The following is a 24,145-nucleotide window of genomic DNA, read 5'->3' on the forward strand; positions in this document are numbered from 1 at the left end:
ATCGGCGCTCGCGACGAGCCGCCCCACTCGCCGCCCCACGCTGATCACAAGACGCTCTGGCTCGACGAGGACGGCGAGCCGGCGCTGTATGGGATGCACGTCTATCCCGGCAACGTCGAGATGGTCACACCCTCCAAGACCGCCGATCCCAACCAGCAGCAGCGAAACGGCTGGATGGATATCACGCGCTGGGCGCGGGAGTGGGGCCTCGAAGTCGGCTTCCTTCCAAAGTCCTGGTACAACCTTGGTTCGGCCGTCCACGTCGTATTCTACAGGCGGAGCAGGCCGAGTGCCTCGGGGCTTGACCCCGAGGGTGAAGGCCGTAAGCTCGGCTAAACGTGTTCCGTTCGCTCGATGTACTATTCAATCGTATCGGTCGAAACGTCACCAGCCGTCCCGACGTAGTACGATTCCTCCCAGAACCCACCGCCCCACAGGTATTCCTGTAACAGAGGTTCGTGCTGTTGCCACATCTCTCGTGCTGTAATGCTCTTGACTGTCCGTACAATCTCGCTCGGAGCGTGTTTGGGATGTGCCGACAGGAACAGGTGTACGTGGTCGGGTGAGATGTGCAACGACAGTATCTCGTAGTTGTACTCGTCACACACCGCTCGAAAACTCGATTCCAGTGAATCTTCTATCACACTCAGTATCGGGTGTCGATACTTCGGACACAACACAAAGTGGTAGTTGACGTTGTATACCGTGTGGTTTGACCGTTTCTCGCCCATACAGACAGTACGTGGACAAGTTTTAAGTATTTCAGTAAATAAGCAGTATGTGTGAGATGACTAAACGACTCACTGTGGACTTGGAGGACGAGTTATACAAGGAGTTCTCGAAGAAATGTATCGACGCTGAGAAAACCAAGTCCGAAGTCGTGCGTGGACTCGTTCGAGACTGGGTGAACGAGCAAGAATGACGCAGACACAGGCTCTCACGAAGACACTCGTGTTCCCGCTGGACGTGCAGAGTGGCAACGAGAGCCTGCTTGACGACGTTCGATTGGAGTGTCGCCGGGTGTTCAACGAGGTGCTACGCCTCAACTATGCCGGGTGGGACTGGGACGAGATAGAAGATGTTGTCGAGCAGAACGCCGACCTCGTGCAAAACACCGCACAGCGCATCATCGACAAAGCCTTCGACGCACTTGATAACTACTACGACAACGACGACTGGGGACGCCCGTGGTACAAGCACGAAACGTTCCCGTTGCGGATGAACTACGGCGAAGGCTACAACCTCTTTCTCGAAGACGAAACGGTGCGGTTCCGCATCAGCGCGAAACCGTACAATCACGTCAAAGGCGAACTGTGCGGCACACAAGACCAGTTCGACCTGCTCACACAGGCGATGGAAGATGATGACTGGCACGTTGGTACCGCCGAGGTGCTTGTCCGAAACGAACGCGAAGAATTGCACGTCACCGTCACGAACGAAACCGCCGAAGTTGGTGCAAAAACAGCGGCAGAAACAGTCATCGGTGTCGATATTAACGAAGACTGTGTTGCGCTAGCGGCACTGGCCGAGAGTGGTATCGAAGATTCAATCGTTATCGACTACCCAGAAATCAAAGAACAGCGACACCGCTATTTCACGATGCGGAAGCGGATGCAGGAAGCCGGACAGACCGCGTTCAACGATGTGTTCCGCAACAAGGAACAACGGTTCGTTCACGACCAGCTACACACGGTGTCACGGCGCGTAGTCAAGTGGATTCAACGGTTCGACAGTCCTGTGATTGTCTTCGAAGACCTCGAAGACATGCGAGACGACATTGAATACGGGACTCGAATGAACCGCCGTCTGCACTCGCTTCCGTTCGCCAAACTCCGTGACTTCATCACGTACAAGGCGGCGTGGCAAGGGATTCCGTCAGATGATGTTGACCCGGAGTACACCAGCCAGCAATGCCCAATCTGTGGACACACAGAACGGGCGAACCGTAACGGCAAGCGATTCAAATGCCGTGACTGTGAGCATCAAGACCACGCTGACCGTGGTGCTGGCATCAGTGTCGCGCAGAAGTGGCTACGAAAGCAGGACAATAGAGATGTGCCTGCTCTCAACACACTCCCGCAAGTGCGGAAGTGGGAGTTGCGACGGCAGGCATCGGGGCCTGTGGACGGCCCGACCGTGGCCTCTGATACCGTTCGAGGCGACCAGACCGAGGGTATCCGAGGCGTGTCCGACTAATCCACGGGAAGAAGCCTCAGGGCTTGACCCCGAGGCGGTTCACCCTCCCGAACGCTGCCGATCTGAATCCTGACTCTCGTCGGCGGGGAACCTGTGTCGATTCTGCGCCTACCCACCAATAAACCAGATATCGCGATATGGTTGTCTGACGAGTGGCTGACTGATTCTTTTCATTCCGGTCGTTCAATGAACGCATGGAGGGAACTGAGCGCAATGAAAACAATCGGCGTCACGAACCAGAAGGGTGGCGTAGCCAAGACGACCAATACGATCAACATCGCCGGGGCAGCAGCTGCGGCCGGCCTCGAGGTCCTCGTCGCAGACAGCGATCCACAAGGGTATCTCACCAACAATCTGGGCCTGCGCGACGCGTACACTGCCGAGTCACCGACATTCTTCGACGCATGGACCGAGCCAACTGAACACGATCCAGCGGAGTTGATTGTCGAACACGAGGAGTTTGATGTCCTGCCGTCGTCAGTGGATATGTTCACTCTAGAGCAGGAGCTCATCGCGGCTGGCTGGCGCGTTCGTGAGCGGCTAAGCATGATCTTCGAACAACTGCCCGAAAAGTACGATCTCCTCCTCGTCGACGCCCCACCCTCACTCGGGCCGATTAACGACAACGTGCTACTCGCGACCGAGCGGATCATCATTCCGATGGAAGCGCAGGAAACGTCCGTCCTCGCACTGGACCACCTGCTCCGACAGATCGAGACACTCGAAGACCGCTTCGAGGTATCCATTAGCGAGGAAGCTGTCGTGATTTCGGACGTCGACTACCCATTGGACAATGAACAGAAGGACATGATTGCATGGATCGAGGACACGTTTACCGACCGAGCGCCGGTGTTCGAGATCCGCCACCGAGCAGCAATCGCTCGAGCTGTGAAGGCTGGGCACTCGATTAGCGGCTACGGCGAGGAGGAAAGCGACATGGAATCAGTGTACCAGAACATCGTCGACGAGCTGGGGGTGACATCATGAGCGACGGTCGCGACGAAGTGACTGATCGTGTGGCCAGTCGATTCGACTCGGACGATGATGGCGAAGAAGACAGACAGCCCTCGGAAGCTGACCAGCCCACCGAGAAGACGACCGATAAGAACGCAATGAATTCACAACGCGCAAAGAACGTCAAGAAAGCATGGAACGCAAAGAGCATATACCTCCCTGACGATCTCGACAGCCAGCTCTCGAAAGCGTACAAGCGACTAGATCTCGAACTCGACGATGAGATAGACCAGCTGAAAAAGACGCGGCACTTCTACCCACTCGTGATCAATGCAGGCTTGGAACGACTTGAAGAAATGGAACGCAATGAAGTCTTGGAGAGCATGGAACGTATTGAAAGCAATGAGTAGACAGAACATCCATCAGAATATCTCGAGACAGGATACACGGACGACACTTCTTTCGCGTCGTTTACCCAAGAGATAGACATGCCGTTCAGTGTCAGTTGGCACACGCTCCTCGACCACGCTGAGGACCTTCCCGAAGACGCTACGCTCGTGGCCCCGATATCGCACGCCGAGTTCCAAATTACCGACACACAAGAGCATCGCATCATCATCGATTACCGCGATAAGGACGAAACCGTACCCCTCCAGCGCGAGCAGTTCGAGACACTGTACCGCCGAATTCAGGACCAACCGGCCAACGAGTTCGAACTCGATCGACTCCCGCCCGATGCCGCACCATACGCGTCGGCCCTCACGCTCCATCCCCGCTTCGAGGTCGACGAAGATGCTGGCGTCATCCGCGAGTCAGAAGACGCCATCAGTACGCAGGTACTCGACGACGGGACCTCCGATGCTGATACCAACACTGACCGCCACGAGCCGGACCTCCAGGTCTACAGTGACGCGCTCCTGTTGACGGACAGCCTCGAACGTCACGAGATGGACGACCTGGCCGAGCTTGAAACAGACGCGCTGGTGAATCTCTACACGATCCTCTCCGATGTCCAGCGTAGCGCCGACGATCTTCGCAAGGAAGTGGCTGATATGCTCCTGAACCGCCTCCATCACGACCGCCCAGTCAGTGGGCAGTTTGGCTCCGTCCAGCGCACGAGTCGGCGTCAGCGCACGCTCAAGGATGAAGAGACGGTGCTGAACGCACTCGAAGCCGCGGGCATCGACCGCGAGCGCGTCACTAGTGTCGACCGCGACAAGGTTGACGACGCCCTCGAAGTGACCGAACTCTCAGAGTCCGATCTCTACGAGACCGGAACGACCGAATACGTCCGGAAGGCCGACGTTGACGAAGACACAAAAGAAACGCGCCTGCAAGGACTCAAAGACCGGCTCGCTGCCAGTGACGAAGACGACGAAGAAGTCCAGCAACTCCAGGAGGAAATCGAAGAACTCGAAGATCGCATCGAAGAACTCACCTCGTTCTCGTCGGGGACCGCCTACCACACGGGTACACAGCACGGCTGAGTTCAGATTGACAAGCGGTGTCGGCTCTGAACGAAGAGTTTTGACCAGTAGTGAGCGTGTCATGAGTGAGTCTCATACCCGTTCTTCACCCCCCTCGATCCGCTCAGTGAAGAGGAAAATCAGCAATCCTTGTCTATTCAACGAGGGGGAGCCCTGCTCGACCTAGAATCACCTGTGCGAGGAGTCGGGTTTGCAATTTCAGCTTAGAGTCACTGACGCGGATTTTGGTTCCAGTTGGCGCTTTTCCTACGATTTGACGTTTCTCCTCAGGAGTTACAGTACGGTTGTCGGGTAAGACAGCAAGCCAGCGGACGGGAACGTGATATTCGTTGTCTTCCTGATCTGGATAAATCCGGTCGCTTCCCGTAGCGGTCTTGCCATCATACGGTGCGAGAGCGATCCCGAACGCCTTTGCACCACCTTCGTAATCTACGTGGCTGCCACTGACATAGGAAATTATACCATCTCCCGGTTCAATATCAGTGAGCTTCTTTCCGAATTTATTGGGACCGTACGTGGCAACAATGCCGTGCGAGTAGATGCGTGACCCATCCCCATCTAGATGTTTCGCATTTGTGTTTATATAATGATAGTCCATCTGTTCTTTTTCTTTTTCAACTAGATCATCTATTTGGACTCCCATTGGCCCAGTACCTTGTTTCAGAGCCTTTTTTGTGCCGTCCTTGACCGTCGTGCTGAGATGTTGCCTATCATCTGATCCCCCTTCAGAACTCTCTTCACTCCCTTTTGCTTCATTCTCAGTCATTGTACCCCCATATTTGCATATGTGGTAGTTAACAGTTTTGGTCTGGAGCCATCTAATGTACAAGAGGGAGGGGACAACACAGCTGAGTTCTCACACTACAGTTACCGGTTGCCAAAAGCCTGTGAGCGGAAACTAAGGGTCTGAACAATATGCAGACACCCAAACAGATAGAAATGAAGAACAGGTCTGAGGATCGTTGTATGACTTCCTCAACGTAACAGGAATATTATTCCGCTCGTTCTCGTCAGAGAGCGTGTATCATGCTGAAACGCGGAGTGAATACTGCTCACCTAGACTCCGACCCAAGACCGTTGAGAGTCGAAGGAGCAGCCCCTGCTCCAAGTGAAAAGAGGGGGAGTAAACCTACTACGGCAGTCAAGCGGATGTTTCAGATCTATTTGAAGAATCTGGTTGGGAGTGTTCAATCTTCCAGATATTACTTCCATTGACCATTTCTGACACTGACACCGAAACCGGAGCGTCATTGCTCTTGCGCCACCGTCCGAGAATGGCACCAACATGGGTGCTTTTGAGGCCGATTTCATCTGCTATCTCGTTGGCTTTCAGCTTGACAGGACTTGTTTCCGACAGCCGAGACTCGAGATAGTCTTGAACACTCGCTTCGGCATCTGTTGATGACTCAGACCACTGCTCTGCTGGGTTGCTGATCGTGATCTGGATAGTATCATCGGCCCCGTCAATCATCGGTTCACTCCACGTGAGAACCTCGTCAGCGAAAATATCGAGGAACTCTTGAGTAATCTCCTCCGACTCGATTCGAGAATGTTGGTCAGTGAGATCAGCAGCCACTGCGTCACGAAGAGAGTCTTGATCCTTGATGAGCTTGAGCCCATCATCGAGCTTCTGATAGAGCAGCATCTGTAGAAATCCCCGTGACTGAAGCGTGGCTGCAATCTCTTCTTCGCTAAACTCACTGCTGCTGGAAAATTGAATCCTCGTCATGGATTCACCCTATTAGCTTCGTGACTTGCGCTTTCTCTATATCTGGACCAGATGGCAGCGGCGGATCGATTGTTCCCGATTGCTGTCATACAACTCATCAGTAACAGGAGATCATCCACCCGTGATATTAAAAGTAATCACGTAAACGTGATTTATGATCACTATTTAGTGATTAATAATTGATAAGACGTGGCCGAAATCACGGGTATGTGGACTGAGTGATGAAGGCTCGACCAGACTGGATGTCGAACACAGATGTGTTAATTCTTCTCGCGTTAGATTCCTCAGACCTGATTACGGTACTCTCGCCATCGATTATCGCTTTCAACTTGGGGATGTCACGCGAACATGCGTCTCGGCGACTAGCCGAACTTACGGAAAGAGGGTATGTAGAGAAGGTTGAGAAAGGCAAATACAATCTTAGTCAGACTGGAGCTGAATTTTTATCTGAAGTGCCAGATCCGGAGTAGTACCAACATCTCTCGCCGCTTCTCTCAATTTCAATCAGATAGCCTCAACTCACCAGTTTCAGTTTCACTCCGGTTGGAATACACTCTAGATCCGTCCACTTCACCACATCTGTATGGGTGTGCCAATCGAGCTAGGACGTGTCTGCGGACGCTGCGGCGAGCAGGTCACACTCTCAGTCAAAACTGACGGTGGTACCTACACCGACGATCTGACTGCCCTGCTTGACGCCTCCCACCGAGATAAACTCATCATCCAAGTCGAGTGTGACTGCCCACGGCCACAGGAGGTGACCTTCCAGTGTCTTCCAATTTCTCACAGCGAGGTCGAGCGGACCTAACCTACGCCGTTCCTCCTACCGCTAACCCCTACGTTTCCACTGAAAAAACGACAGACTGCGTGCGTGTTTTCACTAGAAACACGGTGTGTGAAACACTACTCAATGAGATCGGACAGACAGAGGTCAGACAGACATCTGACGGGTCGTTAAGACCCGCTATGCCAACGGTTTATCTGGAGTGCCATGCGATCTGCTGAGTCGGCTCCAACTCAGTCCCGTCCTGCGGCACTCCTCCCCTGAAAGTCGAGATTAGCGCGATAATCACGACCACACCGTGACCACTCTGTTGTCCCCGACTACAACGGAGTAATTGCTACCGTATCATTGATGTTTTTGAAGAAATAATTCATATCAAAATGCACAGCCCGGAACAGCTATGTGAGGGGTCAGGCTGATAATATGCGAATATTTGCGTTTTCAGATTGGCGGACTCAACCAATCGAGCCACTGTACGAAATTCTTGAAAACATCGACCCCTCCCCAGATTTGATACTTTATGGCGGTGACGATGTACGCCGGTTCGTAGACACCACGCAAAACCACTTTCATAAACTCGCCAAGACAGTAGATGCCGATCTGGGCTTTGTCCTTGGCAACGATGACCACCCCGAGAATCTACAGCATTTGAAACTACAGACAAGCCGCGTTACCGACCTTCATCGGAACCCCCTTGAGAAGGATGGTATCGCGCTAATTGGACAGTCTGGGGATATCGGGAGTACTGCGATGGGATATATTCAGTACCCCGAAGAGGAAGCTACGAAGCATCTGGAAACCCTCCATAGCAAGGTATCCAATGATATTATCGCTCTCGTTTCGCACACACCACCACACGGTACGCTCGATTACGCGCAACGGTACGAGAGCGGACGAATTGGGTCACACGCTGTTAAGAAGTTCGCAAGCAACACGGGCCCATTGTTCGTTCTCTGTGGTCATGTCCACCAGTTCGGCGGCGAAACCGCCCATACAGACTACAGTCCTGTACTCAACGTGGCCTCACATGATTTCGAGCAGTCACCGGGACGGATCGCGATCATCGATATACTCGAAGATGGCCGTGAACTCAATCTCGACATCAGGCACACAACAGTTAAGAAATGTGCCAGAGACCTACAAGGTGTAGGTCGCTCTCTGGCAGCTACTTCCTCACTCAGTAGACTCACTCAAGTTGGTGGTACCCGAGTCGAGGAACTCAAAGACGCAGGGATGGCAACGATTAGTGATATTGCCGCCGCCTCCAAAGCTGAGATGAAATCAGCAACCACGATTCCAGAGTACTTCATCGACAAAATCCAAGCCCACGCAACTGCATACGCCGAGCAGGAGACGATAATCAGAGATGCTCACAAGTTTGCCGCGCTGAGAGACGACGAGACCGTCCTCATTGATATCGAGACAAACCTCGAACAGGATCGGGTGTGGTGTATCGGCCTCTACAGCTACCCCACAGACGAGTTCACGCAATTGGTTTCGTTGGACGATGAGCAGTCACTGATAGAGCGATTCCAGGAGTATCTCTTAGAGCAAAGAAAACCGCGGCTTATCTACTATGCGGGCAACAGCTTTGACGAGGGACGTCTTTCAGAGGCGGCTGATCGGTGTAATGTAGCACTCGCCGAACTAGTCGACGAATGGGTCGACCTCTGTGTAATCGCCCGTGAAACGATATTCCAACCGGAAGAGGGGCACGATTTAGATGCTATCGCATCTGGGCTGGGCTTTCTGTTCGAACACCCCAATGTGACAGGGTTGGAAATCGGTGGGGCATTTTCCACATACCAGTCGGAAGGTGAGGTACCTGACGATGGATGGGAGAAGTATCTCGAGTACAATCGGGACGACACGCTCGCTATCAAACATATCCTTGATTTCATGTCTCAGAACGGACCGAATGAGGAGACTCTCGGACGTATAGATGAGAGGAATAGTCCTGAGGACCGGGACGATTACGGTATAGCTGAGGCTCCGATAACCGCCGAAACTGAATCTGAAGCAGTGATTGACTCTTCGGTTTCCGAAACTCAATCCGAAGACACAGCTCATGCCTCTGAACCGTTATGGGCCAAGCGGGATCCATACGATGTAATTGAAAACAAAGACCCAATCGCACACTGGACAGAAAGCGACCCGATTAATGCTGAAGCGTCGTCAGTACCCCTGTGTTCAGCGTGTGGGAGGATGCTCGTTGAAGAAGACGAGAGGAAGCAATTGACGGTAGACAACGAAAGCAGGTATCTCTGTCAAAGTGGGTGTGGTGAAACCAGTAGTAAAAATAGTGGGTGCAAGAAGGACACATCGTCATCGGACCACAACTCGGAGCCGCATAGCGACCCCACTCAAGTTGGTTCCACCGACAGAAGTTCCTCAGCCGCCAAAGTCATTTGCCATGATTGCGGTGACTTGGTCCGGGAGGATCGCGCTACCGGGAAGCTCAGAATCAACGATGGGCAGACCCTCTGGTACTGTCCCACATGTACATAAAGTCGCACAGACCCTACATCCGTACCAAGTGACCTCAGAACCCACCGCCGGAGATTCTCGCGCAAAATGTGGTTACATCAAATTAGTTGAGATAACCAGTCAGGTTAACTTAGGAGCGATGAAGCAAAAGGGAAAGGCTGTCAAGGAAGACACACTCCATCCCGAGTGCTTTGGGACGCACAAGATACGGCTGCTCGCCAGTCATTTGAGTGGTATTTTATCAGCTCTTAGTGAAAACTTGAAGCAAGGATGAACAGTCGAACACGTCGACAGTTCATTGTATCCCTCTACATAGAAGTGAAAAAAGACCAAATAGAACCAGACCGCTGAGTACTGCGTTTTGTATATTTGATCCAGATTCAATCCAAATTTCCAAATCACAAATCTTTCATTATCCGATACATTTCTCGTCCACCATCAGTCTCCCACTCGTATTCAATCTCGTATCCGATAGATGTCCAAAAGTCCACAGCTGGAGAATCACGAGCGACATCAGCGCTGATTCGATTTTGATCCTGCTCCGTAGCAAATCCCTCAGCACGTCTGCACAACGTAGCCGCGATTCCTCGATCACGACTATCAGGTGAAACAGCGACAAGTCGAATCTGGGCCTCCTCATCATCCAGCACGCGAGATTCACACCATACCATCAACGCGCCGGCTAAAACCTCATCATCTTCGACATAAAACAACCGACGGTCTTTGCGGTTGAACGCCCGATCAAGTGTCGTGCGGTACGTAAACCGATGCAGTTCTTGTTTGATCGTTTTTGAATTGAAGAACTCGTTGATACGCGTGACATCCTCCTCGGTACTCGCTCCTTCGACCGTTACTGATTCACCTGAAAATTTACTCATGCCTCGCCACCCCCATGCATACTCTTACGCGGCCGAATTTTCACCATCTGCACTGTCTCCGCTTCATCATCAACATACACTGCCTCGCCAGTGTTGTCTATATTCCGAACGTAGGTTTTCAGACTGCCGCTCATATAGTCCTGACTGAGTTTATTCAACGATTTAATGTCTTCTTGGGTCGTGATTTTGTGGCAGAGAATAACATCACACTGGGATAGTACGTCGCTGTCGATCGCCGATGGTTGCTGGCTGGCGACCACGATTGACAATCCAGGCTGGCGGCCTTCCTTAACCCATCGGATGATTGTATCTTTTGCCAGTGATGACTGCCCGCTCGGAACGAAATTGTGGGCCTCGTCAATGAACAACCAAACTTTGGGGATGTCGATACCGAGATCGAGTTCCTCGCGACGTCTCGCAGCTTGGCGTCGTCGGAACAACTCCTTTCCGAGAACTTCCACCACCAAGTTCCGGAGTCCATACTTCCCTGGTTCGATCACACTCATGTCCAAGACGTTGATGCGGTCCTCATCAACCGTGTGGAAGATATCCTGATACGAGTCCGCGAAGATTCCCCAGTCACTCGCCATCTCCAATCGGTTCAATAAGGCCTCTCTGGTTCGCTCACCGGCGTCACCGTCCATTTCGACCTTTTTGATGATGTCTTCCAGATAGAACGCCCCGTCCTCATGTTCGTCATTGAGTTCCCGAATCGCGCGGTACAGCGCAATTCCCATCGGTTTGTTGATGTTCAGGTCAAACAGATCACACCACCCGTCGGGTGACATGTCCGACGGATTCAGCAGCAGCGGATTGATGTCGATACCCCGGCGTTCCAGTTCACGGCGCACGTCGGGGTCAAACCGTTCGTCGGGATCTCCGGGTACCAACAGATTGACTGGGAACGCTTCTTCGGACATTCCCCAGTCCCACACGAGGTCGCGCTGTTCATCGTTTTCTTCAGCCATCGTCCAGTAGATGCCCATTGGGTCAATGACGAGTGGCACTACGTCTTCGCCTTCAGTATGAATCTCCTCGATGATGTCCCCCATCGTATAGCTCTTACCAGTGCCGCGCTTTCCGCACGCCAGGATTGACCGGGCGCTGGAGGCGTCAATGTACGTGTCTGTACCGTCTTCCATCTCCTCTCCGATGAACAGTTTCATGCTATGTCACCTGTGTTGCTGATTTCGATGAGTGGTACCACGGATTCGTGGTATGAGAATCCGCCATGCACACCCCACTCGGTGTTCTTCAGTTCGCGCGTCAGATACGGATACGCTAGCCCGGTTGCGGTCTCGCCGGCATCCCGTTCAACCATGCCATGTGCTACGTCCTCATCGCCTTCGACGAAGCGGGCGTGGTCTCTCCAGTCGTCACAGACGACGGGTGGGTCATCCGGTAGATGATTGCGCCAGAGGATTCCGTGATCGGCCGTCACGAAAATGCGGAAGTCATCTGCGATGTCAGCTGCAACATCGGCGAATTCCTTGAGATCGGCAGCTAGGCTATCTCGAATAGCGTCGTGGTTTGGCTCTTCTTTCCGATTGTGTGAGTCCTGGTCGAACCCCATCCGAGTAATCTGGACAAACGTCTTCTCGTGGAGTGGTTGGTCATCCTTGAGTTGAGTGAGAACCTGATCGAAATCATTGATTCGGTACACGTTCTTTCCCATCGCGGAGTGGAGGTCAGTCGAGAGGTCTTCCTGTCCACGTTCCCAGTACGTGAACCCATACACGTTGTAGAATTCTTTGTCTGTCAGAGCAGCGTAGACTGACATCTTATCACCGCCGTAAATGACGCGTCGGAATCCCGGTTCTGTGGTCGTGATACCATCGACAATTACTGGCTGAACATCGAGGTCAAGCGAACGGACAGACTCGTATGAAAGTCCGTCTACGATGACCAGCGCGACGAAATCTTCTGTGGTGACGGTATCGAGAATGTAGTCTTTGAGGTTGGATTGGCGGAGCAAATCCTGTCGAATCCGGTCGTGATGCTCGCGATTATCCCATTCAACTACTTCATCAAGTGCTGGTGTAAATGGGTCCGCCGTGCAGTCAATACGGGGATAGTCCGGATGCCGATCATCAGTGTCCAGAATGACATCCTGCTCAAAGAGATAATCTGGGTCATACAGGTCACGGTGGAATTTTTCCAGCGAACGGTAGATGCCAAACTCGTCAAGGTAGAAGCTAGTGAGAGGCGGCAACACCGAAATCACCGGCTTTTCCCTGGCACGTTCTGAGATGGTATCGAAGGTAGCCATCCTTACCGACGACCCCGACGTTGCATGATTTTGATGTCTATCTGGTTGAGCTTGAACAGTTGTTCCATACGCTCCAGCAGCTCATCAACCTCGATATTGTCTCCATCGTCATGGTACTCCATCAGTAACTCCTTGAAGTCTGCGCCACGGTTGTTTTCGACACGATGGAGGAGATCTTGGACTGGTTCATCTTCAGGATCAGACTGTGCACGGAATTTCCGCGCCTTATCGGCCAGATCGTTTGCTTCCGTGACGAGTTCGTTGCCCTCTTCGGCTAACTCTGTCTCCTCATCGATGTCTTGGAAGTCAAATCGTGAGAGCGAGGTCCGGAGGCTCCTGAGTTTCGCCTTTGCCTGTTCGATCTCTTCTGCAACCCGATCTGGGTCAGCGTCAGTATCAGCTTCAACACCGACGATCTGCGCGTATTCAATCTCATTGTGCGCATTCTCGAGTTTCTCCTCAGCGTTATCCAAGACCTGGCTCTCGTATTCGCTTTTGAAGTCTTCAAGCAGATGGCGGCGTGATTCGTCAGGCTGCTTCACGTCGAAGGTCGCTGACCGGAGTCCCACGGTACCCCCTTCAGTAGCCTCATCAAGTACCGTCTTGAGTGTCTCTCGCTTTGCGTCAAACACCTCTCGGCGCTGTTCACGACGCTGCTGGTATGACTCCTCAATGTGTTCCAACCGCTCCTCAAACGCATCACGATTCATCAACGCATCAAGTGGATTCTCCACAAGGCGCTCAGCAATCTGCGCGATGAAATCTTCGATGTCGTCTTCCTCGTCCAGCGCCTCATCGAACGTCCGCGAATAGTCCTTGATATCCTGCTTGACGTTAGCCGCCTTGTCAGTGAACGTCCGCCACCGTTTCAGTTCCTCAGCATACTCTTCGAGGTCATTCGTATCGGTTTCAATACTATCGAGGATGTTCCGTGCATCTTCGACCTCTTGATGAAGATCGTGTGCTGCCGCGACTGTCGGAGAATTGTGTTCTCGTCGCGCGTCCTCAAGGTCCTCAATCAGGTCTGTCAGATCACTCTTGACTGCTCGGAACTCGGCGATCAGTTCTGAGCGCGCGTCGTTCAGGCCACCCACAAATTGAACACCACCAGTCACCTCATTTTCCAGGTGGTCCGGGATGAGACTGCGCCGCTTGCGTTCTGCCTTCGTCTTGAGGTCATCGCACTCCGACTGATGGTGGGAGTGTAGCAGTTCACCGACCTCTTCCAGTCGGTCGATGACGTACTTCGCCTCCACATGTATCGCTTCCAGTTTTTCACTGGCGTCAGGGTTTGTCTGGTCAAGATCCGTCTCGAGGTCATCAAGCTGCTCAGGTACGTCATTCGGAACTCGGTCTGGGTCTAGTTCCTCGATTGTATCGACGAGTTCACGGGCGTCCGAGAGAGCGCTTTCGACATCACCGACGGAGACATCCGCTTCTTGGATTACCAACGCATCTCCTGTCTCATTCATGCCGACGATGCCGCGTGCCTGCATGAACTGGCTGATCACATCGACCTCTTCATTGCGGTACCCCTTTTCATAGGCAATCCCCTCAACTTCAGCCAACGCCAGTTCATCCTCACTACCGCTTTCCAGCCGGTCAATTATCTCCGTCTCAAGGGGATGGAGTTCAGCCCGGACTTCGTATTCTTCTGCCTCTTCGTTCTCAACGGTGAGTAGATCGCTGTAGTGCTTGCGAATTCGGCCATCAAACGGCGAGGTTTTTCGCAGACCGAAGCGCTCTGCAACATCTTCTTTCGGTTCATTAACTGTCTCAGATCCGCGCCGTTTCGAGATTGTGTCGAGAGATGCGAGGAAGTCCGCGTAGTCCTGCATCATATCCTTGTATTGCGTGCTGGTGATGACGGTGTGATAGTCCGGGTACAGGTCTTCCATCACACTCGTGAATAGTCCCTCGACAGCTCGCTTCCCTGCACGTCGCAGGCTGACAGGGGCATTGCTGATGAGCGTCTCATCGAACAACGCCTTCAATGCCTGGTCCAACAGGCTTTGCTGGAATGACTCAACTCGGTTTTCCTGCTGGGCGTCCAATTCGGTGTTGGGATCTTCCAAGTACTGGACAAGCGCCAGCATGAGGAATGGCGTGACGGCGTTGGGGTCCATCGCGTCGCGCAGGAAGTCAAGCCCCTGCGGTAATTCATCGAATGATTGGCGGCCGTCAAGGACGAAGGTGAATTCCCGGTCAGATTCCTTCTTGATGTGGGAATTATGTTCATGTCCGTCGCCACTCTCCCATGTGAGGACGAAATTGAAGGCGAGATCGGGGTCGCCGAAATACTCACCGAGGGACCCGTGTTCTCCGACGATTTCGTCCTGACTCGTGTCATCACTCACAGCGACATTCAACCGCCGCTTCGGGAACCGAGTGTCAAATGTCCCGTCGAATTGATCCTTGTAGACTGTGTGCTGGATTTCATTGAGAGAGCCGCCGCCGTTGGTCCATCCGTCGAGAGTTCCTCGTTTCGCCTCGAAAATGCCCTCGTTTAGTAACTTGTTTGCCAGCGCGTCAACCGCGTGCTCGGCGCTCCCGTGGCCCACGCTGTATTCGCGCCAGAAGTCCCGAATAAGCTGCTGCACGACGTCTTCTGGGCCGTCACGCTTGGTGACGTCGATGAGCGTGTACCCATCAGCAATCACCTTGATGACCTCGCCGTGGATTTTCTTCGAGAGACTCTCTCGAGCATCTTCAAGTTCGTACTCTTCAACAACGCTGTCTGGGATACCTTCAACCGGGAAGACCGCACACAGTTTCAGGAATGTCTGTTTCTCTGGAGTATCTGCTGCTGAGTGGTCAAGCGCGTCGCCAATTGCAGATTGGATTTTAGTGCTAGAACCCTGGTACCGGACATCACCCTCGTAGAAGGCCTCTGCGAGATCTAAGGCAGTGAACGTCTCCTGCGTATCCAAGTACTGCTTGAGTGCCAGTCGGAAGATGTCAATGACTGTGCGAGGGCCGTTACTGAGATCGTTCCGGGAGCACACTTCACCAGTGGCTGTCAGTGCGTGTTCGCTGATGACGTCGTGTTGTTCGTCGGTGAAACCGAACCGGTCAGCATACCGGCTCCAGAGTTCAGCGGGGAATTCACGGCCATAGACCGTCTGAAGATTCAGCACGAGATTGTCTCGCTGAAGACGGTTCAGGATGTCTTCGGCCCGTGAGTCGAACGTGCTTTTTGTTTTTTCAGGCATCGAGATGAACAGGCCAAATTCATCTCGGATTTGTGCGCCAGAGTGCAGGCCAAACACCAGCTGTCGGAAGCGTGATTCTGCGTCTTTCTGGTTGTCAGCGCTGTTGAGGTATTCTTGGAATTCATCGCCAACGACAACCAGTGCATCAAATCCCGCGTCTTGTGCGAGTTCGGTACACTCATCGAAAAAGTCTATGAGTGTGTCTGCATTGATGCTGAGGTCCAGGTTGTTCTCCTGCTCCATTTCCTCGAACATCTGGACCAGTTTGTCGAAATCTAGGTCATGCTGGTCTTGTTTCTGCTTGGCGACTGCGCGCAGTTCCTGCTGAAGATACCGTTCGTGGATATCATCAAGATCGTCGACGTAGTCGGGCGCTTTGTTATCGAATTCGTGCCGCATCCACCCGTACGTGGCTCGCATGATGGCTGCGAAAGAATCCATCGTGAACGGCGGCACTGCGATGATTTCCTGTTCACTGAGTGTGTTCCAGATGCTCACCGCGGTGCTGGTTTTCCCGTATCCGTACGGGCCGTAGAGATAGCCTTTCGCCGGTGAGCCCTGCTCAGTGACTTTTTCGTAAATTTCCTGTTCGAACTCGCTTGTGTCACCAAGTGAGACATGGGTGTTGGCGTACCGTCGATACTCTTCTTCGACGGTTTCGGGTTCGGTTTCGAGGCTACGCGCTTCGAAGGTCGAAATGATGCCCTCGCTCTTGCGAACGAGGTCAAACAGGTCGTCGACGTTTTCAGTCAGGGTTTGCGTACTCATTGTTGGATGGGGGATGGTGCGGTCTCAGGGTCAAGTCCAAGGTCAGTCCAATTTGATGCGATCTCCGAGTAGTGATCGTCTGCGGGGTCCAATTCCACGCGAGGATACAGTTCTTCAGCCGGCCGTTCGGTCACGTAGACCACTGTTGCTAAGCCGTTGATACTGGCGTGATTACGGAGTTTTCGCGTTGCCTTACGCTCCGGATTACCGTGATCGTAGATGGTGGTGGGTGTATCTGCATTAGTTGGCAGAGCTTGGTAGTATGTCCAGTCGGAGTCCTGCTGGAGAACCCAACACAAGAACGTCTTCCCAGCGTGTTGAGGTCCATGCAGGTTGATGAACCGCGCATCATCTCCCCGGTGGTCTTTGACCGACGCCAGGGCCTCTTCTTGGGCGTCTGTAAGTAGGTCGGCACCAGCGGCTTGTTTGAGCGTGTTCATGCGCTCAAGGAGTGTAGCATTAGGCGAGGTCATTGATTTCCACCGGGTCTGTCAGTCTGACCCTGAGTTGGTAATCGGATTTGAGCGAGAGGCGAGCGTCCATTGACGCAACGTGTTCAATGACATCAGCCACGCTCTCTTCTTGAAGCAGCAGGATGGTGCAGAGCGTATCGACGGTATCGTCTGTCAATTCCATTGGGTTTCCGTATTCCCTCGTTTCTGAGTCAACGTCGGTCCGATAGAGGTGGTCAATGGTGGCCAAGACGATTTCTTTCGGTGCGAACGAGCGGAGGGTGACTTCCCCATCCTCGTACACTGAGGAATCCAGCCTCTCGATGAAACGTCGGTAATTGCTGAGGCTGGTGTTGCTAAGTGGGCCGTGGTCGTCAAGAGCACTATCGGGTGCGCGGTCTGCTCTTTCCATCACAGACTCCACGACTTCCTGTTTGGCATCAGTGAAGTTGACTGGGGCACGGCGGCGGAACTCGTCACAGATGTTGTAGTATGCCCATGAAATAGCACGGTCTGGGGAGGGGTTGCGATGATACGCAGTTGCGTATGTGAAATGCAGCAGTTCAAAAAACAGGTCATCGTTGTACAGAAGCACCTCCACAACGTCACGGCCGTAGTCAGTGAGTTGCTGCCGATTTTGCTGGTCAACAAGGCCGAGCTTTGCCAGCGTGGTTTCCATGTTCTTTGTGTTGACCAGATCGAGCCCGGTTTCACGATAGATATCATCCATCACGGCATCAAGCGAGGAGTAGTCTCGCCTGTCGATGAAGTCCAGGTATTGCTTGATCACTTCGGGCCGGTCTGATGCACCTTCGATATGGAGTTTTGCCATGGTTAGATACTGACCTCGCTTTTGTTAGATGAGGTGACTTTCTTGAGGCGACGACGATATTTTGACTCCTCATCCATAGCTTTCAGGATTTCTTCACGAGTCATATCCTCAACCCGGTTTGTCATCTCATGGATGACGATGAGATTGTGCATGATCCGGTTCCACCGACTGGACCGGAGTTGCGACATTTCCTGACAGAATGGACACTCGTGTTCCGTCTCTGCCTTGATATGGGGCAGTTCGTCTTTGGTCAAGAGGTTCCCACCACGTTTCGTCCGGTGGGACGCGTTGTAGCGACTCTTGAATGGGAAGAACACGTTCCCATAGCCGCTTGAGCGCATCCAGCTGGTGGTATCGAAGCTGTCAACGCCCGCATGGTATAGGAGCGGAATGCTCGTCGGTCCACCAACTCCGAACGCATGGACGCTGAGACCCGCCTCATGTGCTTGGTTGACCGCCCACTCGAGATTGTGGTACGCCTCAGTGGTGAGCATGTTGACACCGTTGCTGACACCACTCGTGCCGAAACTCCCAAACCCGACGTGTTGGAGTCCATCGAGCGAGGCGTATTTGTTCAGGCAGTGCTGGAGTTGATCTTGGGTGTGTCCCTGAACCACCGCGAGCGCGCGCGGTTTGAGGGGATCTGGCATCTGTCGGTAGAACAATGCAGAAATGTCCGCGGTTTGCTCGACTTTTCGTTGGACAACCTCTGACGAGTCTTGTGAGACTGGAACGTTGTCGGGGAGCACATAGCGGTGGCCCCAGTGGTTTTCGCCGTAGAAGTCGTGCAGGTACGCTTGGAGTTCGTCGAACGTTTTGTTACCGACCTGGACCTCGTACCCTCCCGAATCGAACATGATGTTGATGCCAACATGATCGTTCAGTTCCCGGATGGTCTGGTGTGCCTTCTCACCGCCTGATATGGGTGTGAACATGATATTTTCAAGCGGTTCAAGTGACCCATAGCCGTCTTCAAGTCTGGCGAAGGTCTTCCGCATTGAGCTTGGTGACACGCTAAGGGCAGCGTAGAAGGTGAGAGTCATCTCTCGGATGGGATTCGTGAGAGGTCCTCTGCCCGACTCTGCCGGGCTTCAGGAATGTCATCTGTTAGTTCTCCGTGTTCAACGGTGACATCGGTGGTGATGCCACCACGGGTGTTGAATTGGCCAGTAACGCGCATCCACCGCGGGTTGCAGGCTTCCACGAGGTCGGTGAGAATGCGGTTTGTAGCCGGTTCGTGGTAGATCTCGACGTTCCGGTACGACCCAAGATACAGCTTGAGTGATTTGAGCTCAACGATGAGCTCATCGGGCACGTACTCAATGATAATCGTCGCAAAGTCAGGTTGTAAGGGCTCTTCAGGACAGAGACAGGTGAATTCCGGTGCGACGACTTCAAGCCGTGTGTTTCGGTCAGGGTATTCGTTCGGGATAGCGCTAAGATGTCCGGGATCAATTTCGTCGTTCATGATTTACGTCGTAATCTTTCGGGCAAGCGGCAGTACTGCTGTCTGGCGAATGGTACCTTACCAGTCAAGCCTCAAAGTGGCAATGTGTTAAAACTACGCATCCATTCGTCTTTAGCTAATACTCAGAGTAATACTGGCTCGCGTCGATTTGAGAGTAGATCTCGTTAGAACACGACTGCTACGGGACGAAAAGACGGTTTCCAAAGGTTCTGTATCGGCTACTTTCAGCTGCAAGAGCGTTTCAGTCGTTAGAGTTCTTCATCTACTACTACTGAGCATAATTATCTGGTGAGATATTACTAATGGTATTAGCTAAAGATGAATGACTACCCATCATTCAGAGTAGGATACTGTCTAATCGAATCGTAGTCTTGGAGAAACACGGGTCAAAATTTTGAATCTATACTGAGCATACGCTGGAGCAAAAATTGAACCCTGTTGTATCAGTAGACACCAGAGCGTGAATCAACTTGCGTCACTCTCCAGCAGAAAAATTCTCGAAATACGAGTGAAAAGGTAGTCCTTCTCACGCCTCCGTAGAAAGCCGGCACACTTTATATACAAACCGCCTGTCGCGAGAAGTATGCCTGATTTCGGTATCTATGCTGGCACTTCTACAGTAAATCAACATCCACAACGACGACTCGATGAGCTCCGAGATCTCATGCAGAAGAACTACCACCAGTTGAGAGTGAATGCGTACACCGGCGTCAACAGTCGCACAGAAAGAGTGTCAACATCTCCACGAGGACATTGAGGAAGATATTCTGACATCGTAGTGGTACAAATTTCTCACGATTTAGCCCTCGACAGCCACCATTTCCCTTGGTCTGGCCCGCTTCGGAGCACTTCCGTACTTTATATGCATGGGACCCCAGCATCACAGGAATCTGAGGTTGTCCACACTGTCAACCAACAAAGCAGAGACTTCCGCACCCTGGTGTTGGTTAATACGATGGATTCACTGATGCCAAGCGAACCACCGACGTCACCGGCAGACCTCGCGTCAGCAATCGACGAGAGTTTCGAGTACCACGACCGGCTCTACGAGCGGGAAACAGTACCAGAATACGAACAGCAAATCAAGGGCCTCGTTGAGGACCTTCTGTGAGAAAGTCTCGCGGTGTAGCTACTCAGAGACCGGCCCTTTGTACTCCCAGTCGAGACTGTCTCCCTGTCGACGGACGACGTACTTGTAGGGGCCATGCAGTGCCCCAGATTGGCATTTGCAGTTGTCCTTTCCACAGCTGACCTTCTTGATCACCACGGTCCCCCCACTCGATTCCTCAACGGCTTTGATTGACTCATCCTCGCTGGCGTCGATATCTTCGGCAGTGACGTCCTGACGGTATTCAAGGAGTTCGTTGATCCAGTCATGGAGGACGCGTAAATCTGCGTCATCTTGCTTCGGGACGCCCTCAGCGAGATACTGCGGGAGCGAATCGGGAGCCGGTGGTCGAGAGGCCATTGTCTTGCCAAACAACACGGACTAATAGAGAGTAAATGTTTGGTAAGATTGGGGAGCGGTCCTCCAACATTTCTGGATTAACCACTGTCGAGAGTCGCTGAGTCGGCTGACTATCGAGGATTCAGTAGCTTCGGAGAGTTCGGTATCAACCCCCCACCGTTTCCGAGGCTATTGATTGAGATGGTGATACGCTCAACACTTTTCGAGATCTCCCGCGGGATAGGCAATCCTACGCCACCAGTATTATCAGACAGAATTTATGAAATGGTGGGGGTGGGTCCCCTGAAGAGGGGAAGAGCGGTTCGCCAGGTGTCGCCGAAATTGCTGAAACAGTGGGGGGTGTTGGGTAGATGAGCAGGGAGTGGAAAGTCACCCGGCAACAGTACTACACGTTCGGTCGATCAGCACTGATCTGCTCGAAATCGATATCTGCGAATCGAGCTGTATCCTTGAGGACTTCGACAGCAATCTCGGTGTCGACCTGGAGCTGGTACTCCCATGCCGGACCACCAATCGAGCCCGCGGTCACTTTTTCACCATCGGCGATACCCTGCATGTCAAGTTCACGAAGATGGTCTTTGAACCGTCGCTGACCGAGTTTGTCGGCATCGATTCGTGAGGCAACACTCTTGTACACACCATAAATCGGTTTGGCTCGGACGGGAGCATCCCCGGAAAGTTCTAAAGCAGTGAGCGCGGCAAGGGCAAGATGGGCTTGTGTCGTCATTTCACGCATAGCCTCAACGACGGCTTCTCGCTCAACAAGCGCCTGGGCTTCACGAGCGTGCTCCGCACCAACTTGGTCGTCACCGTGTTTATCGGCCAATTCGCCGGCTTTGCGGAGGTATTTGATCGCCTGACGAGCATCGCCCGTATCTTGTGCCGAAAGTGCAGCGACGAGTGGAATCACATCATCGGTCAGTACGCCACTCCGAAACAGATACTCCTGCCCGGATTGGTCGATTTCGACAACAGTTCCCTCGGGATCTCCATCGGCGTTGACTTCGTCGATCGGAGTCAATTCAGTATCGCGAAACGCTTTCGCTGCGCGCCGGCGGAGGATCTGCTGGAGTTGCGTCGCATCATATGGTGAGAAGAGGACGGAATCATCGTAGAGCGAGCTTTTCACTTTCGGACTGAGATTATCCCGCCACTGGAGGTCATTACTGATGCCGATGATGCTGGGGAAAACATGGTCCTCAACGTAATCCTGCGCTCGGGCTCGGGGGAGACTATAGAGAATCCGGTCATCGTCTCCAAGCGTATCGATCTCGTCGAGGACGATGATGATCGTGCCACCGACTTCGTTCATCGCCTCAAACATCATGTCCATTACGACGTCGGTTGCGTGACCAGTCGGCCGGTTGTTACCGGTGAGTTCCTGGTAGATACGGGAAGCGGCCTTGTATGACGTTGAGAGATCATGCGACTCACAGGAGACATATGCCGTCGTGAGGTCCAGATGATCAGATTCTTTCTCAGCATGGGCCTGCAGTTCGGCGAGCTTGGCTTTCGCAGCGGCAGTTTTCCCTTGACCGGCCTTCCCGTGGAGAAACACGTTGTTGGCACCGACTCCGCGGGCCGCAGGAGCCAGCGACATATGAAGGTCCTCCACCTCGTCAGTTCGTTCAGGGAGATCGTCGGGATGATATTCCTCACGAAGAACTTCTTCTCGTTGGAAAATAGGCGAGGTATTCGAGAACTGGGTCATATACGGAACCGTCTGGGCAAGACATAATAAAACCCCGGTTGCAGGAATGTCCCGAATGTCGCCAACGAGAAGTTCCAGACAAAGTAGAGGGACCACACCCACACCACCGTTTCAGCAATTCTCATGCAAAAGGATGGGACGACTAGTTCCGGGGGAAACACGCGTTACAGTACGAGAACATGTCCTCAGCAACTGAGACCATCTATTTTAGCCTGAGTAAGGACACGGTAGCCGACATGATGAGATATAAAATTTTCCTCTAGTAGTAGTAAGTGTAGTAGTAAGAAGATAGAGAAAGCAGTTTGGACGAGTATAGCTGGCTTCGTCTAAGACCTTTATTAGCATTGCACCTCTCACGGGACTCATCATCAAAGTCAACCCACTCTCTCATTCAGATGAATTGCTGAAACGGTGGTGGGGGTCTCAAGGCCATCCGTTACTTCGAGTTAACTGATCGCTCGCGGTGTCACGTTTATTTTCCCCAGAACAGACGAGTTCTTGAGAGACATGTGCGGTTTCTGGTCTTCCGAGATGTGCTGCTTAACTCCCCAGATTAAGTGTTGGCCACTCTCCCGTTTTGAGTACCACACTCAATTGTAGTTCGGGGTATGATGTCCATCCAGCTGAATGAATTCCTGAAACACTGGTGGGTGTCTGGTAAATTTGTCTGAGTTCGTGCCTCTCTTGCCCCTCAACCGTACCGGTGAATTCGTTCGTATGAACGTCATCAGTCGGACCTTTCGCCTAGCTCCGTCTACGACGAGGTAGTGACGGACACTGAGCTTGCCAACGTCGTCGGGATAATCGCCTATCAGCAGGAACTCGACCTTGCGGCGCTTGCTGAGACATTCGACGAGCAGGACGAAATCACGGACTCACCTACGAACCAGCGGACAACCACTGGTTACCTGTTCTCGCCTGGCAAGTACGCCATCCCGAATGGATTGGCCACGATTTCGGAAGAGCACGTCCTGTCCACTCAGATTTTACGCTCCCAGCGAGACATGGTCCACACACAGGACCAATCCAGCGCAGCCAGCCGTGGCCGCTACGACGTCTTCTGACCACATTCAGGCGGCGTAGTTGCCACGTAACAATACCGCCGGCCACTCTGCTCCCGACTGCGGGGAAAGGTGTGTGGCGCAACCTGGTTGGAGCTCCATCCATCTCCACCCCTACCGGTGAACGTATAACCAAACCCAACAGAAACACCGCGCGATTTTCTATCAACACGTATGGGTAGTGAGAGGTAACGGCCAGACGGCGTCAGGACAAGACACGGACGGCAGCACAGTCTGGCCCTACATGGCGAGGTTGTTGTGGCATCCGTCTTTAGCTAAGAGAGAAACCGCGTGACAGCAGCGGCTTATCGAGGCTACTTTTCGAGAGGAATGAGGAGGCGATAGCTGTGTCCAACAGAGCCTCCTCATCGAGAATCATGCGTCGGCTT

Annotated in this window: 22 protein-coding genes and 1 pseudogene; 10 read left to right on the forward strand and 13 right to left on the reverse strand. The window is 52.8% G+C overall.

Annotated elements, in window-relative coordinates; genetic code table 11:
* Nucleotides 1-336, forward strand: a pseudogene (locus MU521_RS20650) (hypothetical protein); the annotation flags it as partial.
* A gap of 23 nt (nucleotides 337-359) precedes the next feature.
* On the opposite strand, the gene tnpA reads toward MU521_RS20650, so the two are convergent.
* Complete coding sequence (gene tnpA, locus MU521_RS20655) at nucleotides 360-731, reverse strand: IS200/IS605 family transposase (protein ID WP_250864830.1); 372 nt, start codon at nucleotides 729-731, stop codon at nucleotides 360-362.
* A 56-nt stretch (nucleotides 732-787) separates the two neighbouring features.
* On the opposite strand from tnpA, the gene MU521_RS20660 reads away from it, so the two are divergent.
* The 5 genes from MU521_RS20660 (at nucleotide 788) to MU521_RS20680 (ending at nucleotide 4,637) form a co-directional block, all read left to right on the forward strand.
* Nucleotides 788-922 (forward strand): ribbon-helix-helix domain-containing protein, encoded by a 135-nt coding sequence (locus MU521_RS20660; RefSeq protein ID WP_250864831.1) that lies wholly within the window; start codon nucleotides 788-790, stop codon nucleotides 920-922.
* Nucleotides 919-2,196 (forward strand): RNA-guided endonuclease TnpB family protein, encoded by a 1,278-nt coding sequence (locus tag MU521_RS20665; protein ID WP_250864832.1) that lies wholly within the window; start codon nucleotides 919-921, stop codon nucleotides 2,194-2,196. Before MU521_RS20660 ends, MU521_RS20665 begins: the two co-directional genes overlap by 4 nt.
* A 213-nt stretch (nucleotides 2,197-2,409) precedes the next feature.
* Nucleotides 2,410-3,183 carry a ParA family protein gene (locus MU521_RS20670; protein ID WP_250864833.1) on the forward strand — a complete coding sequence of 258 codons (774 nt, stop codon included), beginning with the start codon at nucleotides 2,410-2,412 and terminating at the stop codon, nucleotides 3,181-3,183.
* Entirely contained in the window at nucleotides 3,180-3,560 is a 381-nt protein-coding gene (locus MU521_RS20675) for a DUF8160 family protein (RefSeq protein ID WP_250864834.1), read from the forward strand. The genes MU521_RS20670 and MU521_RS20675 overlap by 4 nt, the downstream gene beginning before the upstream one ends.
* Before the next feature lie 78 nt (nucleotides 3,561-3,638).
* Entirely contained in the window at nucleotides 3,639-4,637 is a 999-nt protein-coding gene (locus MU521_RS20680) for a DUF7983 family protein (RefSeq protein WP_250864835.1), read from the forward strand.
* A gap of 133 nt (nucleotides 4,638-4,770) precedes the next feature.
* On the opposite strand, the gene MU521_RS20685 is transcribed toward MU521_RS20680, so the two are convergent.
* Together MU521_RS20685 and MU521_RS20690 are read right to left on the reverse strand one after the other, a co-directional pair.
* Nucleotides 4,771-5,403 (reverse strand): hypothetical protein, encoded by a 633-nt coding sequence (locus MU521_RS20685; protein ID WP_139171251.1) that lies wholly within the window; start codon nucleotides 5,401-5,403, stop codon nucleotides 4,771-4,773.
* A 375-nt stretch (nucleotides 5,404-5,778) separates the two neighbouring features.
* Nucleotides 5,779-6,366, reverse strand: a complete 588-nt coding sequence (locus MU521_RS20690; RefSeq protein WP_250864836.1) for a hypothetical protein — start codon at nucleotides 6,364-6,366, stop codon at nucleotides 5,779-5,781.
* Nucleotides 6,367-6,587: 221 nt separating this feature from the next.
* Here MU521_RS20690 and MU521_RS21960 point away from each other — a divergent pair, with 221 nt between their 5' ends.
* Together MU521_RS21960 and MU521_RS20700 are read left to right on the forward strand one after the other, a co-directional pair.
* Nucleotides 6,588-6,836 (forward strand): MarR family transcriptional regulator, encoded by a 249-nt coding sequence (locus MU521_RS21960; protein ID WP_490166461.1) that lies wholly within the window; start codon nucleotides 6,588-6,590, stop codon nucleotides 6,834-6,836.
* A gap of 716 nt (nucleotides 6,837-7,552) precedes the next feature.
* Entirely contained in the window at nucleotides 7,553-9,658 is a 2,106-nt protein-coding gene (locus MU521_RS20700; protein ID WP_092695628.1) for a ribonuclease H-like domain-containing protein, read from the forward strand.
* 377 nt (nucleotides 9,659-10,035) lie between these two features.
* Here MU521_RS20700 and MU521_RS20705 read toward each other — a convergent pair whose 3' ends face one another.
* The 8 genes from MU521_RS20705 to queF are packed head-to-tail and all read right to left on the reverse strand — an operon-like array spanning nucleotide 10,036 to nucleotide 19,516.
* Nucleotides 10,036-10,515 carry a GNAT family N-acetyltransferase gene (locus MU521_RS20705; RefSeq protein ID WP_092695626.1) on the reverse strand — a complete coding sequence of 160 codons (480 nt, stop codon included), beginning with the start codon at nucleotides 10,513-10,515 and terminating at the stop codon, nucleotides 10,036-10,038.
* Nucleotides 10,512-11,681 (reverse strand): ATP-binding protein, encoded by a 1,170-nt coding sequence (locus tag MU521_RS20710; protein WP_092695624.1) that lies wholly within the window; start codon nucleotides 11,679-11,681, stop codon nucleotides 10,512-10,514. The genes MU521_RS20705 and MU521_RS20710 overlap by 4 nt, the downstream gene beginning before the upstream one ends.
* Complete coding sequence (locus MU521_RS20715) at nucleotides 11,678-12,784, reverse strand: hypothetical protein (RefSeq protein ID WP_092695622.1); 1,107 nt, start codon at nucleotides 12,782-12,784, stop codon at nucleotides 11,678-11,680. The genes MU521_RS20710 and MU521_RS20715 overlap by 4 nt, the downstream gene beginning before the upstream one ends.
* Nucleotides 12,785-12,786: 2 nt before the next feature.
* Nucleotides 12,787-16,764 (reverse strand): hypothetical protein, encoded by a 3,978-nt coding sequence (locus tag MU521_RS20720; protein WP_092695620.1) that lies wholly within the window; start codon nucleotides 16,762-16,764, stop codon nucleotides 12,787-12,789.
* Complete coding sequence (locus MU521_RS20725; protein ID WP_139171218.1) at nucleotides 16,761-17,204, reverse strand: hypothetical protein; 444 nt, start codon at nucleotides 17,202-17,204, stop codon at nucleotides 16,761-16,763. The genes MU521_RS20720 and MU521_RS20725 overlap by 4 nt, the downstream gene beginning before the upstream one ends.
* A gap of 19 nt (nucleotides 17,205-17,223) precedes the next feature.
* Nucleotides 17,224-18,048, reverse strand: coding sequence for a hypothetical protein (locus MU521_RS20730; RefSeq protein ID WP_092695618.1), 825 nt, complete (start codon nucleotides 18,046-18,048; stop codon nucleotides 17,224-17,226).
* 2 nt (nucleotides 18,049-18,050) lie between these two features.
* Nucleotides 18,051-19,046 carry a tRNA guanosine transglycosylase family protein gene (locus tag MU521_RS20735; protein ID WP_175452964.1) on the reverse strand — a complete coding sequence of 332 codons (996 nt, stop codon included), beginning with the start codon at nucleotides 19,044-19,046 and terminating at the stop codon, nucleotides 18,051-18,053.
* A 41-nt stretch (nucleotides 19,047-19,087) separates the two neighbouring features.
* The gene (gene queF, locus MU521_RS20740) at nucleotides 19,088-19,516 is read right to left on the reverse strand and encodes a preQ(1) synthase (protein ID WP_092695614.1); all 429 of its coding nucleotides are present in this window, start codon (nucleotides 19,514-19,516) and stop codon (nucleotides 19,088-19,090) included.
* A gap of 967 nt (nucleotides 19,517-20,483) precedes the next feature.
* On the opposite strand from queF, the gene MU521_RS20745 reads away from it, so the two are divergent.
* On the forward strand, nucleotides 20,484-20,627 hold the full coding sequence (locus MU521_RS20745; protein WP_175452963.1) for a hypothetical protein: 144 nt from the start codon (nucleotides 20,484-20,486) through the stop codon (nucleotides 20,625-20,627).
* Between the two features lie 18 nt (nucleotides 20,628-20,645).
* Here the strand turns inward: MU521_RS20745 and MU521_RS20750 are convergent, their stop codons facing one another.
* Nucleotides 20,646-20,984, reverse strand: a complete 339-nt coding sequence (locus MU521_RS20750; protein ID WP_092695610.1) for a DUF6788 family protein — start codon at nucleotides 20,982-20,984, stop codon at nucleotides 20,646-20,648.
* 385 nt (nucleotides 20,985-21,369) lie between these two features.
* A complete protein-coding gene (locus MU521_RS20755; protein WP_092695608.1) occupies nucleotides 21,370-22,695 on the reverse strand; it encodes a Cdc6/Cdc18 family protein in 1,326 nt (441 codons plus the stop codon).
* Nucleotides 22,696-23,462: 767 nt separating this feature from the next.
* On the opposite strand from MU521_RS20755, the gene MU521_RS20760 reads away from it, so the two are divergent.
* Nucleotides 23,463-23,759, forward strand: coding sequence for a hypothetical protein (locus MU521_RS20760; RefSeq protein ID WP_092695606.1), 297 nt, complete (start codon nucleotides 23,463-23,465; stop codon nucleotides 23,757-23,759).
* Nucleotides 23,760-24,145 lie beyond the last annotated feature (386 nt).

Origin of the sequence: Halorientalis regularis (genome assembly GCF_023698535.1) — an archaeon.
Classification (GTDB): Archaea; Halobacteriota; Halobacteria; order Halobacteriales; family Haloarculaceae; genus Halorientalis; species Halorientalis regularis.

What these genes read in the sequence shown, in the direction of transcription:
- MU521_RS21960 (WP_490166461.1), top strand. Translation starts at nt 6,588, where the DNA reads ATGAAGGCTCGACCAGACTGGATGTCGAACACAGATGTGTTAATTCTT.
- MU521_RS20715 (WP_092695622.1), bottom strand. Translation starts at nt 12,784, where the DNA reads ATGGCTACCTTCGATACCATCTCAGAACGTGCCAGGGAAAAGCCGGTG.
- MU521_RS20745 (WP_175452963.1), top strand. Translation starts at nt 20,484, where the DNA reads ATGCCAAGCGAACCACCGACGTCACCGGCAGACCTCGCGTCAGCAATC.
- MU521_RS20670 (WP_250864833.1), top strand. Translation starts at nt 2,410, where the DNA reads ATGAAAACAATCGGCGTCACGAACCAGAAGGGTGGCGTAGCCAAGACG.
- MU521_RS20750 (WP_092695610.1), bottom strand. Translation starts at nt 20,984, where the DNA reads ATGGCCTCTCGACCACCGGCTCCCGATTCGCTCCCGCAGTATCTCGCT.
- MU521_RS20755 (WP_092695608.1), bottom strand. Translation starts at nt 22,695, where the DNA reads ATGACCCAGTTCTCGAATACCTCGCCTATTTTCCAACGAGAAGAAGTT.
- tnpA (WP_250864830.1), bottom strand. Translation starts at nt 731, where the DNA reads ATGGGCGAGAAACGGTCAAACCACACGGTATACAACGTCAACTACCAC.
- MU521_RS20710 (WP_092695624.1), bottom strand. Translation starts at nt 11,681, where the DNA reads ATGAAACTGTTCATCGGAGAGGAGATGGAAGACGGTACAGACACGTAC.
- MU521_RS20675 (WP_250864834.1), top strand. Translation starts at nt 3,180, where the DNA reads ATGAGCGACGGTCGCGACGAAGTGACTGATCGTGTGGCCAGTCGATTC.
- MU521_RS20705 (WP_092695626.1), bottom strand. Translation starts at nt 10,515, where the DNA reads ATGAGTAAATTTTCAGGTGAATCAGTAACGGTCGAAGGAGCGAGTACC.
- MU521_RS20735 (WP_175452964.1), bottom strand. Translation starts at nt 19,046, where the DNA reads ATGCGGAAGACCTTCGCCAGACTTGAAGACGGCTATGGGTCACTTGAA.
- MU521_RS20730 (WP_092695618.1), bottom strand. Translation starts at nt 18,048, where the DNA reads ATGGCAAAACTCCATATCGAAGGTGCATCAGACCGGCCCGAAGTGATC.
- MU521_RS20685 (WP_139171251.1), bottom strand. Translation starts at nt 5,403, where the DNA reads ATGACTGAGAATGAAGCAAAAGGGAGTGAAGAGAGTTCTGAAGGGGGA.
- MU521_RS20680 (WP_250864835.1), top strand. Translation starts at nt 3,639, where the DNA reads ATGCCGTTCAGTGTCAGTTGGCACACGCTCCTCGACCACGCTGAGGAC.
- MU521_RS20660 (WP_250864831.1), top strand. Translation starts at nt 788, where the DNA reads ATGACTAAACGACTCACTGTGGACTTGGAGGACGAGTTATACAAGGAG.
- MU521_RS20690 (WP_250864836.1), bottom strand. Translation starts at nt 6,366, where the DNA reads ATGACGAGGATTCAATTTTCCAGCAGCAGTGAGTTTAGCGAAGAAGAG.
- queF (WP_092695614.1), bottom strand. Translation starts at nt 19,516, where the DNA reads ATGAACGACGAAATTGATCCCGGACATCTTAGCGCTATCCCGAACGAA.
- MU521_RS20725 (WP_139171218.1), bottom strand. Translation starts at nt 17,204, where the DNA reads ATGAACACGCTCAAACAAGCCGCTGGTGCCGACCTACTTACAGACGCC.
- MU521_RS20720 (WP_092695620.1), bottom strand. Translation starts at nt 16,764, where the DNA reads ATGAGTACGCAAACCCTGACTGAAAACGTCGACGACCTGTTTGACCTC.
- MU521_RS20665 (WP_250864832.1), top strand. Translation starts at nt 919, where the DNA reads ATGACGCAGACACAGGCTCTCACGAAGACACTCGTGTTCCCGCTGGAC.